Annotated in this window: 12 protein-coding genes; 8 read left to right on the forward strand and 4 right to left on the reverse strand. The window is 58.5% G+C overall.

The window, feature by feature from the left end; translation table 11 throughout:
* Nucleotides 1-246: 246 nt before the first annotated feature.
* A complete protein-coding gene (locus GOW60_RS04305) occupies nt 247-1,008 on the forward strand; it encodes an NAD kinase (RefSeq protein ID WP_254443845.1) in 762 nt (253 codons plus the stop codon).
* Nucleotides 1,009-1,248: 240 nt separating this feature from the next.
* Here GOW60_RS04305 and GOW60_RS04310 read toward each other — a convergent pair whose 3' ends face one another.
* The 4 genes from GOW60_RS04310 to GOW60_RS04325 all read right to left on the reverse strand — a co-directional run bounded on the left by GOW60_RS04310 (nt 1,249) and on the right by GOW60_RS04325 (nt 7,320).
* Nucleotides 1,249-2,700, reverse strand: a complete 1,452-nt coding sequence (locus GOW60_RS04310) for an amidase family protein (protein ID WP_171228371.1) — start codon at nt 2,698-2,700, stop codon at nt 1,249-1,251.
* A 90-nt stretch (nt 2,701-2,790) separates the two neighbouring features.
* Nucleotides 2,791-4,680: a propionate-CoA ligase PrpE gene (prpE, locus tag GOW60_RS04315; RefSeq protein ID WP_171228372.1), complete on the reverse strand. Its 1,890-nt coding sequence runs from the start codon at nt 4,678-4,680 to the stop codon at nt 2,791-2,793.
* A gap of 10 nt (nt 4,681-4,690) precedes the next feature.
* A complete protein-coding gene (locus tag GOW60_RS04320; protein WP_171228373.1) occupies nt 4,691-4,882 on the reverse strand; it encodes a hypothetical protein in 192 nt (63 codons plus the stop codon).
* 164 nt (nt 4,883-5,046) lie between these two features.
* Nucleotides 5,047-7,320, reverse strand: coding sequence for an NADP-dependent malic enzyme (locus GOW60_RS04325; protein ID WP_171228374.1), 2,274 nt, complete (start codon nt 7,318-7,320; stop codon nt 5,047-5,049).
* Between the two features lie 185 nt (nt 7,321-7,505).
* Here GOW60_RS04325 and GOW60_RS04330 point away from each other — a divergent pair, with 185 nt between their 5' ends.
* The 7 genes from GOW60_RS04330 (at nt 7,506) to upp (ending at nt 13,893) form a co-directional block, all read left to right on the forward strand.
* Nucleotides 7,506-8,210 (forward strand): hypothetical protein, encoded by a 705-nt coding sequence (locus GOW60_RS04330; protein ID WP_171228375.1) that lies wholly within the window; start codon nt 7,506-7,508, stop codon nt 8,208-8,210.
* A complete protein-coding gene (locus GOW60_RS04335; RefSeq protein WP_171228376.1) occupies nt 8,173-9,276 on the forward strand; it encodes a cupin domain-containing protein in 1,104 nt (367 codons plus the stop codon). The genes GOW60_RS04330 and GOW60_RS04335 overlap by 38 nt, the downstream gene beginning before the upstream one ends.
* Nucleotides 9,277-9,344: 68 nt before the next feature.
* Complete coding sequence (locus GOW60_RS04340; RefSeq protein ID WP_171206635.1) at nt 9,345-9,761, forward strand: cytidine deaminase; 417 nt, start codon at nt 9,345-9,347, stop codon at nt 9,759-9,761.
* A 4-nt stretch (nt 9,762-9,765) separates the two neighbouring features.
* Nucleotides 9,766-11,073: a thymidine phosphorylase gene (locus GOW60_RS04345; RefSeq protein WP_171228871.1), complete on the forward strand. Its 1,308-nt coding sequence runs from the start codon at nt 9,766-9,768 to the stop codon at nt 11,071-11,073.
* Nucleotides 11,070-12,281 (forward strand): phosphopentomutase, encoded by a 1,212-nt coding sequence (locus GOW60_RS04350; RefSeq protein WP_171228377.1) that lies wholly within the window; start codon nt 11,070-11,072, stop codon nt 12,279-12,281. The genes GOW60_RS04345 and GOW60_RS04350 overlap by 4 nt, the downstream gene beginning before the upstream one ends.
* A complete protein-coding gene (locus GOW60_RS04355) occupies nt 12,278-13,264 on the forward strand; it encodes an adenosine deaminase (RefSeq protein WP_171228378.1) in 987 nt (328 codons plus the stop codon). The genes GOW60_RS04350 and GOW60_RS04355 overlap by 4 nt, the downstream gene beginning before the upstream one ends.
* The gene (upp, locus tag GOW60_RS04360; protein WP_152457415.1) at nt 13,261-13,893 is read left to right on the forward strand and encodes a uracil phosphoribosyltransferase; all 633 of its coding nucleotides are present in this window, start codon (nt 13,261-13,263) and stop codon (nt 13,891-13,893) included. Before GOW60_RS04355 ends, upp begins: the two co-directional genes overlap by 4 nt.
* Nucleotides 13,894-13,898: the final 5 nt, after the last annotated feature.

Raw genomic sequence — 13,898 nt, forward strand, 5'->3', positions numbered from 1 at the left:
GATCGAGCCAAAAAGCTCGGGATCACGATCAGCAAGGGACTGGGTGAAAAATCCGGTATCACGAAGATTGGCGTTCATGGGCGCTCCACATGGCTGGGTAAAAATCTTGCGGATTTCCTATCGGAAACGCCACATTCGCAAAAGGCTTAAAGCGACGATTTGGCCCGCTGCGGCGTCAAGACTGGCCTATCGGGGAAAGGTATGTTTGTTTCGGAACCAAATGTGCAGCACCGGAAACCGGAAAACATGAAAAAAAGAATCGCCTTTCTTGCCAGTGAGGTCAAAGTGGCGCAAACGGCCCGGGATATTCTGGTGTCCAAACACGGTAATGCGGCGCCCCGCGACGCGGATGTTGTGGTTGCTCTTGGGGGGGATGGCTTCATGTTGCATACCCTGCACAACATGCAGCATCTTGATACACCGGTATACGGGATGAACCGTGGCACGATCGGGTTCCTGATGAACGCGTATCACGAAGACGACCTTATGGCCCGCCTGGAGGATGCCGAGGAAGAGGTCATCAATCCGCTGGCGATGCGGGCGATGGATCAGTCCGGAAAGCTGCACGAGGCGTTGGCGATCAACGAAGTGTCATTGTTGCGGGCAGGCCCGCAGGCCGCGCGGCTGAAGATCAGCGTTGATGGCCGCGAGCGAATGGACGAACTTGTATGCGATGGAGCGCTGCTGTCCACAGCGGCGGGGTCCACGGCGTATAACTACTCGGCACACGGGCCTATTCTGCCGATTGGCTCGGACGTTCTCGCGTTGACCCCGATCGCCGCATTCCGCCCCCGCCGATGGCGTGGTGCCTTGCTGCCAAAAATCGCCAAGGTACGGTTCGATGTGCTGGATGCGGACAAGCGACCCGTTATCGTTGCCGCTGATTCCGTAGCTTTCCCAGACATTGACTGGGTCGAAATCCGGTCCGAGCCTACGATTTCACATCGCATTCTTTTCGACCCCGGGCACGGTTTGGAAGAACGACTGATTTCCGAGCAATTCACATAAAATTGCGTCTTTGCGAGGATTTTTTGAAACTGTGTGAAGCAGTTCACAGGGAATCTTTGGGCAATTGGCTAATGTGAAACTGCCCGGAGAACACGCCAAGGTGGGAGTGAGTGGCCACCTGAACGGCGTATTCGAATGATTGCGCAGATTTTGCGCTGGCGAGGGTGGGTGGTGCTACGCTCGTCATCAGAAATCCGGGCTTATTTTAGCAGTCGGGCCCCGGGTACAATGTCCCGGGGTCTATTTTTTGCTGCCGCCCAGCAACTCTGACTTTTCCCAAAGCGGCAGGCACATTTGCCCCACGCGTGCCTCGATTGCCGCGGCCGCATCCACCGCCAGATCTTCGCGCCAGCGCTGTGCCGCAATCTGAACATTGATCGGCTGGGGGCCCTTTGACAATTCAGCCAGCCGGGCCGGGACACATGCCGCAGGCAGGCCCAGAAAGTTCATCGCATAGGAATATACGGCGCACCCCAGAACCTCATGCACTCCGTCGGCGCCTTCGGTGTCCCGGTCGGGTTTGAAGAACGGTTGTGGCAGGAAAGGCGACAGCACCAAAGGGTAATCCTGCATAAACAGGGACCATTCCCGCGCATAGTGGCTTCGTTTGGCCAGCATCTGAACCATCTCGGTTTCGACAATTGGCGGGAATTCCTGGAAATAGACCGCAAAGATATTCTGAATGGTTTTCGAACCGGCCGCTTCGATATCTGACTGCATGAGCGTGAGCACTTCGCCCATCAGCGTACGGTAACCGATCCGACCGCATTCAAATACATCGGGAGGGTCAATCTCTTGCACCACATAACCCGCATCGGTCAGTGCGTCCCGCGCCGTGTCGAGCGCTTTTTCCACCTCGGGGTGCAGGGCATAGCCGAATGTGTTCTTGGTGAAGGCCACCTTGACGGGCGCGTCGGGATCAGGACCACGCCAGGGCATCGGCACGTGAAACGGGTCACGCGCGTCGGCGGCGATCAGGCTGGGCATGGACAGATGCAGGTCAGCAGCCGACCGGGTTATCAGGCCCTGAACTGACATCGACTGCGCCAGCAAACCGCGTTCGACCTTCTGGCTTGGGTTCCATGCCGGGACACGCCCCAGCCCGGGTTTCACCGTCACGGCTCCGTTGGCCGCTGCGGGAAAGCGCAGGCTGCCGCCGATATCGTTGCCGTGGGCCAGCGCGCCGATTCCGGCCATGACCGCGGCGCCAGCCCCACCGGAAGAGCCGCCGGGCGAGATATGCCGCCCCCAGGGGTTGTGCGTGCGGCCATACAGCGGATTGTCCGTGTCGGCGCGGAATGAGAACTCGGGCGTGTTGGTTCGCCCGACAACAACAGCCCCTGCCTTTAACAGATTGCTCACAACCGGGGCGTCATCCGGTGCAATCACATCCTTCAATGCGACGACACCGTTGGTTGTGGCATGGCCTTTTTGGTCAACGTTCACCTTGATCGTGACCGGCACACCGTGCAGCGGACCCGTGGGTTTGCCGCCAGCCCGCGCATTGTCCAGCGCTTCGGCACGTTCCAACGCTTGCTCGCGCAGGTCTTCCACCACCGCATTCAAATGCGGGTTGACCTCATCCATTCGCTCGATCGAGGCCCGAACCGCCTCGGTCGCACTCAGGTCGCCGCGTCTTGTCAGGGTGGTCAGGTCTGTGGCGCTGAGACGCCAGATATCGGTCTGTGTCATGGGTCCTCACTGTCTTAACGTGACAGTAGAGGGGCTGCTTCCGGTTGCAAGAGAGGACAAAAAAATGGGCGGCTAATGCCGCCCCCCGGGTTACTTGGCGTAACCGATTGTCTGCAAGGCCTCTTTGATCTCGTCAAGAATGGCTGGATCATCGATCGTTGCAGGCATTTTGTAATCCTGACCGTCTGCAATCGACACCATCGTACCCCGCAGGATTTTACCCGAACGTGTCTTGGGCAACCTGTCGACGACGACGGCCAGTTTGAAGGCCGCCACCGGGCCGATCTTTTCCCGCACCATCTTGACGACCTCCTGAACCACGTCGCCATGATCCCGATCAGCGCCGGCATTCAGGCACAGGAACCCAACGGGCATCTGACCCTTTAGCGGATCCGATACACCGATCACCGCACATTCGGCCACGTCCGGGTGAGCGGCAAGCACTTCCTCCATCCCCCCGGTCGACAGACGGTGACCCGCGACGTTGATGACATCATCGGTGCGGGCCATGATGTAAAGATATCCGTCCTCGTCGATCATGCCGGCATCGCCGGTTTCATAATAGCCGGGGAAATGTTCAAGATAGGATTTCCTGAACCGTTCCTCGGCGTTCCACAAGGTCGGCAGGGTGCCCGGAGGCAAAGGCAGTTTGACCGCGATGGCCCCCAGTTCGCCGGCTTTCATCGGGTGGCCGCCTTCGTCGAGAATTTGCACGTCATAGCCGGGCATCGGTTTCGCGGGCGAACCCAGCTTGATCGGAAGCTCTTCGATGCCCAGCGGATTTCCGGCGATGGCCCATCCGGTTTCGGTCTGCCACCAATGGTCGATCACCGGAACCTTCAGCGCATCCTGCGCCCAGATGATGGTGTCGGGGTCAGCCCGTTCCCCCGCAAGATACAGTGCCCGCAGATGAGACAGATCATACTTGGCGATCAATTCGCCTTTGGGGTCTTCTCGTTTCACGGCACGGATCGCCGTAGGGGCGGTGAAGAAGCTTTTCACCTTATGTTCAGAGATTACGCGCCAGAAGGTTCCCGCATCAGGGGTGCCGACCGGTTTGCCTTCGAACACAATCGTCGTGTTGCCGTGGATCAGGGGTGCATAGCAGATATAGGAATGTCCAACGACCCAACCCACATCAGATGCCGCCCAGAATACATCACCGGGATCAACGTCATAGATGTTCTTCATGGTCCAGTTCAGTGCCACCAGATGCCCGGCAGTGGGGCGCACGACGCCCTTGGGCGCCCCCGTGGTGCCCGAAGTGTACAGGATGTACGCCGGATCGTTGCCGTCGACGGGAACACATTCCGCCGGTTCGACACCGTACTGGAACCCGTGCCAGTTGTAGTCGCGCCCTTCGATCAGTTGCGCAACTTCCTGTTCGCGCTGAAAGATGACGCAGAAATCCGGCTTGTGCTCGGCAAGTTCGATGGCGCCGTCCAGAAGCGGCTTGTAGTGCACGACCCGGCCAGGTTCCATACCACAGGACGCCGCAATGACGGCTTTGGGTTTGGCGTCGTCGATACGGACTGCCAGTTCGTTGCTGGCAAATCCGCCGAACACAACGGAATGCACAGCGCCCAGACGTGCGCAGGCCAGCATCGCCTCAAGCGCCTCGGGAATCATCGGCATGTAGATGATGACGCGGTCACCTTTCTCAATACCTTTTGCCCGCAGCGCGCCGGCAAGATTGGCCACGCGGTTGCGCAGCTCGACATATGAAATCTCGCGCTTGGTATGGGTGATCGGGCTGTCATAGATGATGGCGGTCTGCTCGCCGCGCCCGTTTTCCACGTGGCGGTCCACGGCGTTCCAGCAGGTATTGACTCGTGCGTCGCTGAACCATTCATACAAAGGTGCGTTGTCGTCGAACAGAGCTTTGCTGGGTTCTTTGACCCAATCGATCCCCTTGCCGGCGTTCATCCAGAACGCCTCGGGGTCTTTCTTCCAACTGTCATAAACGTCCTGATACGCCATCTCGTCCTCCTCACAACGACTTGGTCTTTGTGTTAGGACCCAGAAAACTATCGGGCAAGCGCGTCAAATGACGACGCGTCAGTTTATCGCAAAATATTTGCAGTAATTCGCGCAACAGCTTGCAAATTTTTGCAAACTTCTTTTCCAGCATTGGATTTTCTGCGCCAAATAGGCCATTTTGCAAACTTGCAAATTCAACCATGCAAAAGATCACGTCCGAGGCGACTCGGCGCAAAGCCAATTCGCCCTTCTTCCGCGTGCCCCACGGCTCCCACGGAGATGCAACGGCATATAGCAGTCAAAAGGTGAGAATTGTGTTAACCGCACCCCCGTAGGGGATGCGGTTTTGGGCGTCGGGCGGCCGGCTTACCCGTAATGCGCCACCGGGGTCCCCGCGATGGCAGCCATGTTCAGCAATCCGCGTGCGGTGATGGACGGGGTGACGATGTGCGCCTTGTTGCCCATTCCCATCAGAATGGGGCCAACTTCGATCCCGTCCGCTTTCATTTTCAGGATATTGCGCACGCCGCTGGCCGCATCCGCATGAGCAAAGATCAGCACATTTGCCGCGCCATGCAGGCGAGAACCCGGAAAAATCCGTGCCCGAAGATCCGCATCAAGGGCCGCATCCAGGTTCATTTCGCCTTCATAGACAAAGTCGCGCGGTTTCTGGTCCAGGATGTCCAATGCAGCGCGCAGGCGTTTTCCCGATCCTTCCGCCTGATTGCCGAATTGTGATTGCGAACAGAATGCGATCTTGGGTTCGATCCCAAATCGGCGAACATGCCGCGCGGCGCCAATGGTGGATTCCGCCAGTTCTTCGGGCGTCGGCAATTGCCGGACATGCGTATCGGCGATGAACAGGGGGCCGTCTTCCAAAATCATCAGCGACAACGCGCCGTGCGGGCGCAGGTTGCCATCGTCAAGCACCTGTTCAACATAGTTCAGATGCCAGCGATATTCGCCGAACGTGCCGCAGATCAGACTGTCGGCCTCGCCCCGATGCACCATGATCGCGCCGATGGCGGTTGTATTTGTACGCATGATCGCCTTGGCCAGATCGGGGGTCACACCTCGGCGCTGCATGATCTGATGATACGAGCTCCAGTAATCGTAATAACGCGGATCGTTTTCCGGGTTCACGATCTGGCAGTCTGTGCCCGGGCGAATGGTCAGGCCCAGTTTTTCGCATCGGGATTCGATGACTTCGGGGCGTCCGATCAGGATCGGTGTTTCCGTCGTTTCCTCAAGAATGGCCTGTGCGGCCCGCAGCACCCTTTCATCTTCGCCTTCGGCAAATACGATGCGACGGGATGCGACGGCCGCGGCCTCGAATACGGGGCGCATCAAAAGCGCTGACTTGAAAACAGACTGGTTGAGTTTTTCCTTATAGGCCTCAAGATCCCTAATGGGGCGCTTTGCGACGCCGCTTTCCATGGCTGCCTTGGCAACGGAAGATGAGACGACACCCACCAAACGCGGATCAAAAGGTTTCGGAATCAGGTAATCCGGCCCAAAGGTCAGTTGCTCGCCCTTGTAGGCGGCTGCGGCCTCGGCGCTTGTCGTCGCGCGGGCCATTTCCGCAATGCCGTCAACGCAGGCGATCTGCATTGCGTCATTGATCTCGGTCGCGCCCACATCCAGAGCACCCCGGAAGATAAACGGAAAGCACAATACGTTGTTGACCTGATTGGGAAAATCGCTGCGCCCGGTGGCGATGATCGCGTCCGGTGCAACCTCACGCGCGGCCTGAGGCAGAATTTCTGGCGTTGGGTTGGCCAGTGCGAAGATGATCGGACGATCGGCCATTTTCTGAACCATTTCAGGCTTTAGGACATTCGGGCCACTAAGGCCCAGAAACAGATCCGCATCGCCGATTACATCATCCAGAGTCCGCAATTCCGTTTTCTGCGCAAACTGCGACTTGTGCGGGTTCATATCCTCGGCGCGCCCCTCGTAGACGAGCCCGTGAATATCGCACAGCCAGATGTTTTCCTGTTTCACACCCAGTTTCACCAGCATGTTCAGGCAGGCAATCCCAGCAGCCCCGCCGCCAGTTGATACGACTTTGATGTCCGCAAAGGATTTCCCCGCCACATGCAAAGCGTTCTTGGCCGCAGCCCCGACGACAATTGCGGTTCCGTGCTGATCGTCGTGAAAAACGGGAATGTTCATACGCTCGCGGCACAGCTTTTCGACAATGAAACAATCCGGTGCCTTGATGTCTTCCAGGTTGATGGCCCCGAATGTCGGTTCCAGCGCGCAGACGATATCCGCCAGCTTTTCAGGATCAGGCTGGTCTACTTCGATATCAAAACAGTCAATGCCAGCGAATTTCTTGAACAGGACGGCTTTGCCCTCCATCACCGGTTTCGAGGCCAGCGCCCCTATATTGCCCAGACCAAGAACCGCGGTGCCGTTGGATACCACGGCGACAAGGTTGCCGCGTGCCGTGTACTTTTCCGCGTTTGCGGCGTCGGCTTTGATTTCAAGGCTGGCCTCGGCCACGCCGGGCGAATAGGCGCGCGCCAGATCGCGACCGTTGGCCATCGGTTTCGTGGCCTTGATCTCAAGTTTTCCGGGTTTCGGATGGGCGTGATAGTCAAGCGCGGCCTGTCGCAGGCTGGGGGTGTCAGACATTGAAGTTTCAGTTCCCTCTTAGAATTTGATTTAACATTAAACTATTCGTCCAAGCTTGGCTACGTTGCGTAATTTTGCCGACGTGGCGCAGTTGCACACCCGAAATGGGTTGAATTTTGACATATTTTTTTTACATCTAGGCAACTTTGCAAAACGAACAAACACTCAGGCAAGACGAAGCAGTAATGACTTTCAAGGCAAATGATCAGGTCGATGGCCTGTTCTCCGGTTCTGTGGCGGATACCGGAGTTGTGCGGCTAACCCTTTGGTTGGCGGTGCTGTCAGGTGTTGTGCTTCTCGGTGCTGTTGGCATCTGGCCAGAACAGGCACTGGTTTTCAATCAGGAAGGCGGGTTGTTTGAAACAATTTCCGCGGTGTGTTTGTTTGCAGCGGGTGTGGCCGCTTTGTGGCGATATCCGGGTGTCACCCGGCTGTATATCGGGCTGACATTCCTGTTGTTGGCCGAGCGTGAGCTGGAAGCAGGCGTTTATCCTGAAGGCAGCTTGCCGTTCATGATCCTTGACGGTCTGGATTCGGTGCTGGACATCACTCTGGTCAGGGTCTTGCTGGCCTGCGTTGTTCTGGGGGGTGTCATCTGGCATGGGATCCCGACTGGATGGCGTGCTGTCAAGCGGCGCGCGCCTTTTATGATCGTGTTCATTGCGGCCGGCTGTCTTGCCGTCATCGCTCAGCTTTTTGAAGAATTCACCGGGCTGCACGGCGAAGCTTTGTCGTCAGTTATGAAGACGCGGCTTTTCGTGATGGAAGAAACGCTCGAGATGTTCTTTTCGATTGGCATTTTGGCCTCTGTTCTGATCGGATGGTCAAAATCGAATTCTGACGAGACATCTCATGACAAAGACATCCGAGCCTTCCCGGACCCAAGCTGAATTTCGTTTGCCTACCCAGGAAATTCGAAACGACATCCCCTTTTATACCAAGGTGTTGGGGATGCAGATGGACATGATCTATCCCGCGGACGATCCGCGCGTCGCAGTGTTTTCAGGGCACGGTCTGCGGCTGCGGATTGAAAAAGACGCGCCCGAAGGTCCGGGAACATTGCGCATCCTGACAGATGACCCGGAAAGCTTTGCAGATGGCCAACGCGTTCTTGTCGCGCCGAATGGGACCCGGATCGAAATCGAAGAGCGTAACCCGCCGCTGGTGATGCCTGAAACAGTTCATTCCTTCGTGGTGCGCAGGCTCAAGGATCAGGCGCCCTGGATCATCGGCCGGGCGGGGATGCACTATCGCGATCTGGTGCCGGATCGTCTGGGCGGATCGATCATCGCCAGCCATATCCGCATCCCGGACGGGGGCCCGGTGCCCGATATGGTGCATTTTCACAAAGTCGGTTTCCAGCTGATATTCTGCATTCATGGCTGGGTGGATGTCGTCTACGAGGATCAGGGAGAAAAAATGCGCCTGACCGCAGGGGATTGCTTTATCCAGCCGCCGGAAATTCGTCACCGCGTGCTCGAGGCGTCAGACAATGTTCAGGTTATCGAGATAGGTGTGCCAGCGGAGCATGTCACGGAAATCGACCATGACATGCAGCTTCCCACGCCGCATTTTCGCCCGGACCGTGAATGGCAAGGGCAACGCTTTGTCTACAACCAGGCCAAGGATGCTGAATGGGTGCCATTCCGTCTTCCAGGTTACATCTGCCGCGATACGACAATTGCCGAGAACACCAAAGGGGTCGCCGGCGTCCAGGTCGTCCGCAAAGGGCAGGGCGATACCGAATGGGCCAGTCACGATACGGACATTCACTTTACCTTCGTGATGGACGGGGCGGTTACACTGGAAGGCGAGGGGCGCGAGCCTTACCGGCTGGAGCAAGGAGACGCCTTTGTCATCCCGCCCGGGATGCGCACGCGTTTGTCCTCGCCCGCGGACAACATCGAGTTGCTGGAAGTCACCTTGCCCGGTACGTTCACGACAACACTGGGCTGACTGAAAAACATTGGCTGGGGGCTTCAATTCCTAGGCCTTTTTACGTAACGATCCAAATTTCTGACCAGATGATCAAAAAACGGGGAATCGCCATGTCGCTCAAAGACGCTGCCTTGTCAGTCCGCGAAAACGCCTATGCGCCTTATTCGAATTTCAAGGTTGGCGCAGCGCTTCGGGCTTCGACGGGTCAGATCTTTTCCGGGTGCAACGTTGAAAACGTGGCCTATCCCGAAGGCACTTGTGCCGAGGCCGGCGCAATCGCCGCGATGGTCGCCGCAGGAGAGCAGGAACTGACCGAGGTCTATGTGGTCGCCTCCAGCCCTCAGCCTGTGCCGCCTTGCGGTGGGTGTCGCCAGAAACTGGCCGAATTTGGCAAGCGCGACGTGAAGGTTACCCTAGCAACCGTGGACGGCGCTGAATTCGAGACAACCATCGGGGATTTGTTGCCGGGCGCATTCGACGCGTCACATATGGAGGATGTCTGAACGCATGGATGCCCGCTCGATCATAGCAAAACTGCGCAGGCAGGAGGTGCCCGGGCGCGAGGAGCTGATCTGGTTTGCGCAGGGGCTTGCGGATGGAAGCGTCAGCGACGCGCAGGCCGGGGCATTCGCCATGGCTGTCTGCATGGGCGGACTGGACCCTCGGGGGCGCGCGGATCTGACGATTGCGATGCGCGACAGCGGTGACGTTCTGACCTGGGACGTGGACGGGCCGGTGATCGACAAGCACTCGACCGGAGGGGTCGGGGACAGCGTCAGCCTGGTTCTTGCTCCGGCGTTGGCGGAATGTGGGGCGTATGTCCCAATGATCTCGGGCCGGGGTCTTGGGCATACCGGCGGAACGCTGGACAAGCTTGAGGCGATACCGGGGGTCAGCACTCAGATTGGGCAGGACCGTCTTGCGCAGATTTTAAGCGATACCGGCGCGGCCATCGTCGGGGCGACCGGCCAGATCGCGCCGGCAGACAAGCGCCTTTACGCGGTGCGGGATGTGACCGCGACGGTCGAGAGCTTGGATCTGATCACAGCGTCGATCCTGTCCAAAAAGCTGGCCGCCAGCCCGGACGCGCTGGTTCTGGATGTCAAAACCGGCAGCGGTGCTTTCATGAAAACGATGGAAGATGCCCGCAAATTGGCCACCGCATTGACCCAGACCGCAAACGCAGCAGGATGCCGCACGTCGGCGGTGATCACGGATATGAACCAACCATTGGCCCCGGCGTTGGGCAATGCCTTGGAAATCGCGGAAGTGATGAAAGTGCTGACGGGGTCGAATGCGTCTCCTTTGGCAGACATTTCCGCCGAGTTGGGGGGTGTCCTGCTGACTGACGCAGGAATGTGCGGAACGATTGCGGAAGGGCGCGAGAAGATCTTTGAAATCATCCGTGACGGTCGTGCTGCCGAACGGTTCGGGCGCATGATGGCAGCGGTTGGTGGCCCGGTTCAGTTTGTCGATACCTGGGCCCGGTTCCTGCCTGAGGCAAATGTCATTCAAGAGGTTCCAGCCCCGCAGGACGGCTTCATCTCGGCCGTTGACGGCGAAGCTCTGGGTCTTGTCGTGGTTGCGCTGGGCGGTGGCCGTCAAGTCGAAAGTGATGAGATCGACCCCGCCGTCGGGATATCCAGTATTCTCCGGCTTGGGGATCGCGTTTCAAAAGGCGCGCCGATTGCAGTGATCCATGCTGCTCGGGAAGATGCCGCGCGCCGAGCCTCGGAAACCGTGTTGAGCGCGATTGAGATCAGCGATACGGCTCCGACGCTTCCGGATCTGATCCATGAAAGGATCAGCGTATGAGCCGTGCATTTCTAATCGTCATGGACTCCGTTGGAATAGGCGGTGCGCCTGATGCCGATCGTTTTTTCAATGGCGACGTCCCGGATAGTGGGGCAAATACGCTGGCCCATATCGCGCAGGCCTGTGCCGAAGGGCAGGCCGAAGACGGGCGCTCGGGCCCCTTGAACCTGCCGAACCTCGACGCGCTGGGTTTGGGTGCGGCTGCGCGACTGGCGTCTGGGGACGCAACCCCCGGATTGAACGCCGAACCCAATGGGCTGTGGGGCTGCGCGCGCGAGCATTCGCCCGGCAAAGACACGCCCTCGGGCCACTGGGAACTGGCAGGTCTGCCGGTGCCGTGGGATTGGCACTATTTCCCGGATACGGTTCCGGCTTTCCCTGCGGACCTGAGCCGCGCAGCGGCCCAGGCCGCCGGAACCGAAGGCATCCTTGGCGATTGCCACGCCTCGGGCACGGCGATCATCGCTGAACTGGGTGCCGAGCATATGCGAACCGGCTGGCCGATCTGCTACACCTCAGCCGACAGTGTGTTTCAGATCGCAGCCCATGAGGAGAGTTTCGGACTGGACCGTTTGCTGGGTATGTGCCACGCCCTTGCACCGCGCTTGCACGAGATGAAAGTGGGCCGTGTCATTGCGCGCCCCTTTGTCGGCTCGCCAGAGGCGGGATTCGAACGGACAACCAACCGCAAGGATTTCGCCATTCTGCCGCCGGCACCGGTTCTGACCAATTGGGTGCAGGATGCCGGGCGGAAGGTGCACGCGGTGGGCAAGATCGGCGACATCTTTTCCATGCAGGGTATCGACACGCTGCGTAAAGGGTCGGACGCTGAACTCATGCGGCACCTTTCAGATCTGGTGGATGACGCCGAAGAGGGCAGCCTGACATTCGCCAACTTTGTTGAATTCGACAGTCTTTACGGCCACCGCCGCGATATCAGCGGCTATGCCCGAGCGTTGGAATGGTTCGATCACGAGATCGGCAAGATTCTGGCCAGGCTGCGCCCCGGCGACCTGTTGGTGTTGACCGCCGATCATGGCAATGATCCAAGCTGGACCGGGACAGATCACACACGTGAACAAGTGCCGGTTCTGATTTCCGGGTCGGGCACGGGGCAGATCGGCCAGGTAGACTTTGCCGATATTACCGCCAGCATCGCCCATCACCTGAACATTCCGGCGCAAGGGCCGGGAAGGAACTTTCTATGAGCGTCGCCGATCTGCCGAAAATAGAACTGCACCTGCATCACGAAGGCGCGGCCCCCCCGGCCTTCATACGTCAGCTTGCGCATGAAAAACGGGTGGACCTGAGCGGTATCTTCAAGCCGGACGGATCCTATGATTTCCGCGATTTCGCGCATTTCCTGAATGTGTATGAAGCGGCTTGCGAAGTCCTGAAGACACCCGAAGACTTCCGGCGGCTGACATTGGCCATTCTCGAAGAAAGCGCCGAAAACGGTGTCGTCTATTCTGAGACTTTTCTGAGCCCCGATTTTTGTGGCGGCGGCGACCTGCACGCCTGGCGGGACTATCTGAACGCCATTCAGGACGCGGCGGACGAGGCCGAGCGCAAGTTTGACATCACCCTGCGCGGCGTCATTACCTGTGTGCGCCATTTCGGCCCCGATCAAGCCAAGCGCAGCGCCTATTGCGCGGCAGAGACCGCAGGCGACTGGATCATCGGTTTTGGCATGGGTGGAAACGAATCCGTTGGCACGCAGGGCGATTTCAAATGGGCGTTCGATTGCGCGCGCGAGGCCGGGTTGCGGCTGACGACACATGCCGGTGAGTTCGGAGGCCCTCAAAGCGTGCGCGATGCCGTCCGTGATCTGGGGGTCGAGCGCATCGGGCACGGTGTTCGCGCCATTGAGGATCCGGACCTTGTTCGCGAACTGGTCGACCGGGACATCACTCTTGAGGTCTGTCCGGGATCGAATGTCGTTCTGGGGCTTTTCCCGGATTTTGCGACACATCCAATCGCGGCCTTGCGTGATGCGGGCGTGAAAGTCACCGTCTCAACGGATGACCCGCCATTTTTTCACACGACCATGCGGCGGGAATATGAAATGCTGAACGCAGCTTTCGGCTGGGATGCCGAAGATTTTGCGGCCCTGAACGAAACCGCCCTGGAAGCGGCCTTTTGCGATGACGCTACCCGCGCGCGGGTCAAGAAAAGACTGGAGAAAACATGAGCGAACATCTGACCATCGTCGATCACCCTCTGGTGCAACACAAACTGACGCTCATGCGGGACAAGGGCACCTCGACCGCCGTGTTCCGTCAGTTGCTGCGCGAAATAACGCTGCTGCTGGCCTATGAGGTCACACGCGAAATTCCGTTGACCACGCGCCATATCGAAACACCGATGGAAGAAATGGATGCACCCATTCTGGCGGGCAAGAAAATGGCGCTGGTGTCGATCCTGCGTGCCGGAAACGGGATGCTGGACGGGGTGCTGGAGCTTGTTCCTTCTGCGCGCGTCGGCTTTGTCGGTCTGTATCGCGACGAAGAAACGCTGAAACCCGTGCAGTATTACTTCAAGGCACCCGAGAGCCTGAAAGACCGTTTGGTTATCGCGGTGGATCCGATGCTGGCCACCGGCAACAGCTCGGCCGCGGCGATTGACCTTCTGAAAGAGGCGGGGGCGACGGATATCCGCTTTCTGTGCCTGTTGGCCGCGCCGGAAGGTGTGGCGCGTATGAAAGAGGCGCACCCGGATGTGCACATCGTCACCGCCGCACTGGACCGCGAGTTGAACTCGAAAGGCTATATCATGCCGGGTCTGGGCGACGCGGGCGACCGGATGTTTGGAACCAAGTAAACCGG

Source organism: Ruegeria sp. HKCCA4008 (assembly GCF_013033125.1).
Classification (GTDB): domain Bacteria; phylum Pseudomonadota; class Alphaproteobacteria; order Rhodobacterales; family Rhodobacteraceae; genus Ruegeria.

Excerpts from the sequence above, each read along its gene's own strand:
- GOW60_RS04345 (WP_171228871.1), top strand. The coding sequence starts at position 9,766 with ATGGATGCCCGCTCGATCATAGCAAAACTGCGCAGGCAGGAGGTGCCC.
- GOW60_RS04305 (WP_254443845.1), top strand. The coding sequence starts at position 247 with ATGAAAAAAAGAATCGCCTTTCTTGCCAGTGAGGTCAAAGTGGCGCAA.
- upp (WP_152457415.1), top strand. The coding sequence starts at position 13,261 with ATGAGCGAACATCTGACCATCGTCGATCACCCTCTGGTGCAACACAAA.
- GOW60_RS04330 (WP_171228375.1), top strand. The coding sequence starts at position 7,506 with ATGACTTTCAAGGCAAATGATCAGGTCGATGGCCTGTTCTCCGGTTCT.
- GOW60_RS04355 (WP_171228378.1), top strand. The coding sequence starts at position 12,278 with ATGAGCGTCGCCGATCTGCCGAAAATAGAACTGCACCTGCATCACGAA.
- GOW60_RS04340 (WP_171206635.1), top strand. The coding sequence starts at position 9,345 with ATGATCAAAAAACGGGGAATCGCCATGTCGCTCAAAGACGCTGCCTTG.
- GOW60_RS04310 (WP_171228371.1), bottom strand. The coding sequence starts at position 2,700 with ATGACACAGACCGATATCTGGCGTCTCAGCGCCACAGACCTGACCACC.
- GOW60_RS04350 (WP_171228377.1), top strand. The coding sequence starts at position 11,070 with ATGAGCCGTGCATTTCTAATCGTCATGGACTCCGTTGGAATAGGCGGT.
- GOW60_RS04320 (WP_171228373.1), bottom strand. The coding sequence starts at position 4,882 with ATGGTTGAATTTGCAAGTTTGCAAAATGGCCTATTTGGCGCAGAAAAT.
- prpE (WP_171228372.1), bottom strand. The coding sequence starts at position 4,680 with ATGGCGTATCAGGACGTTTATGACAGTTGGAAGAAAGACCCCGAGGCG.
- GOW60_RS04325 (WP_171228374.1), bottom strand. The coding sequence starts at position 7,320 with ATGTCTGACACCCCCAGCCTGCGACAGGCCGCGCTTGACTATCACGCC.
- GOW60_RS04335 (WP_171228376.1), top strand. The coding sequence starts at position 8,173 with ATGACAAAGACATCCGAGCCTTCCCGGACCCAAGCTGAATTTCGTTTG.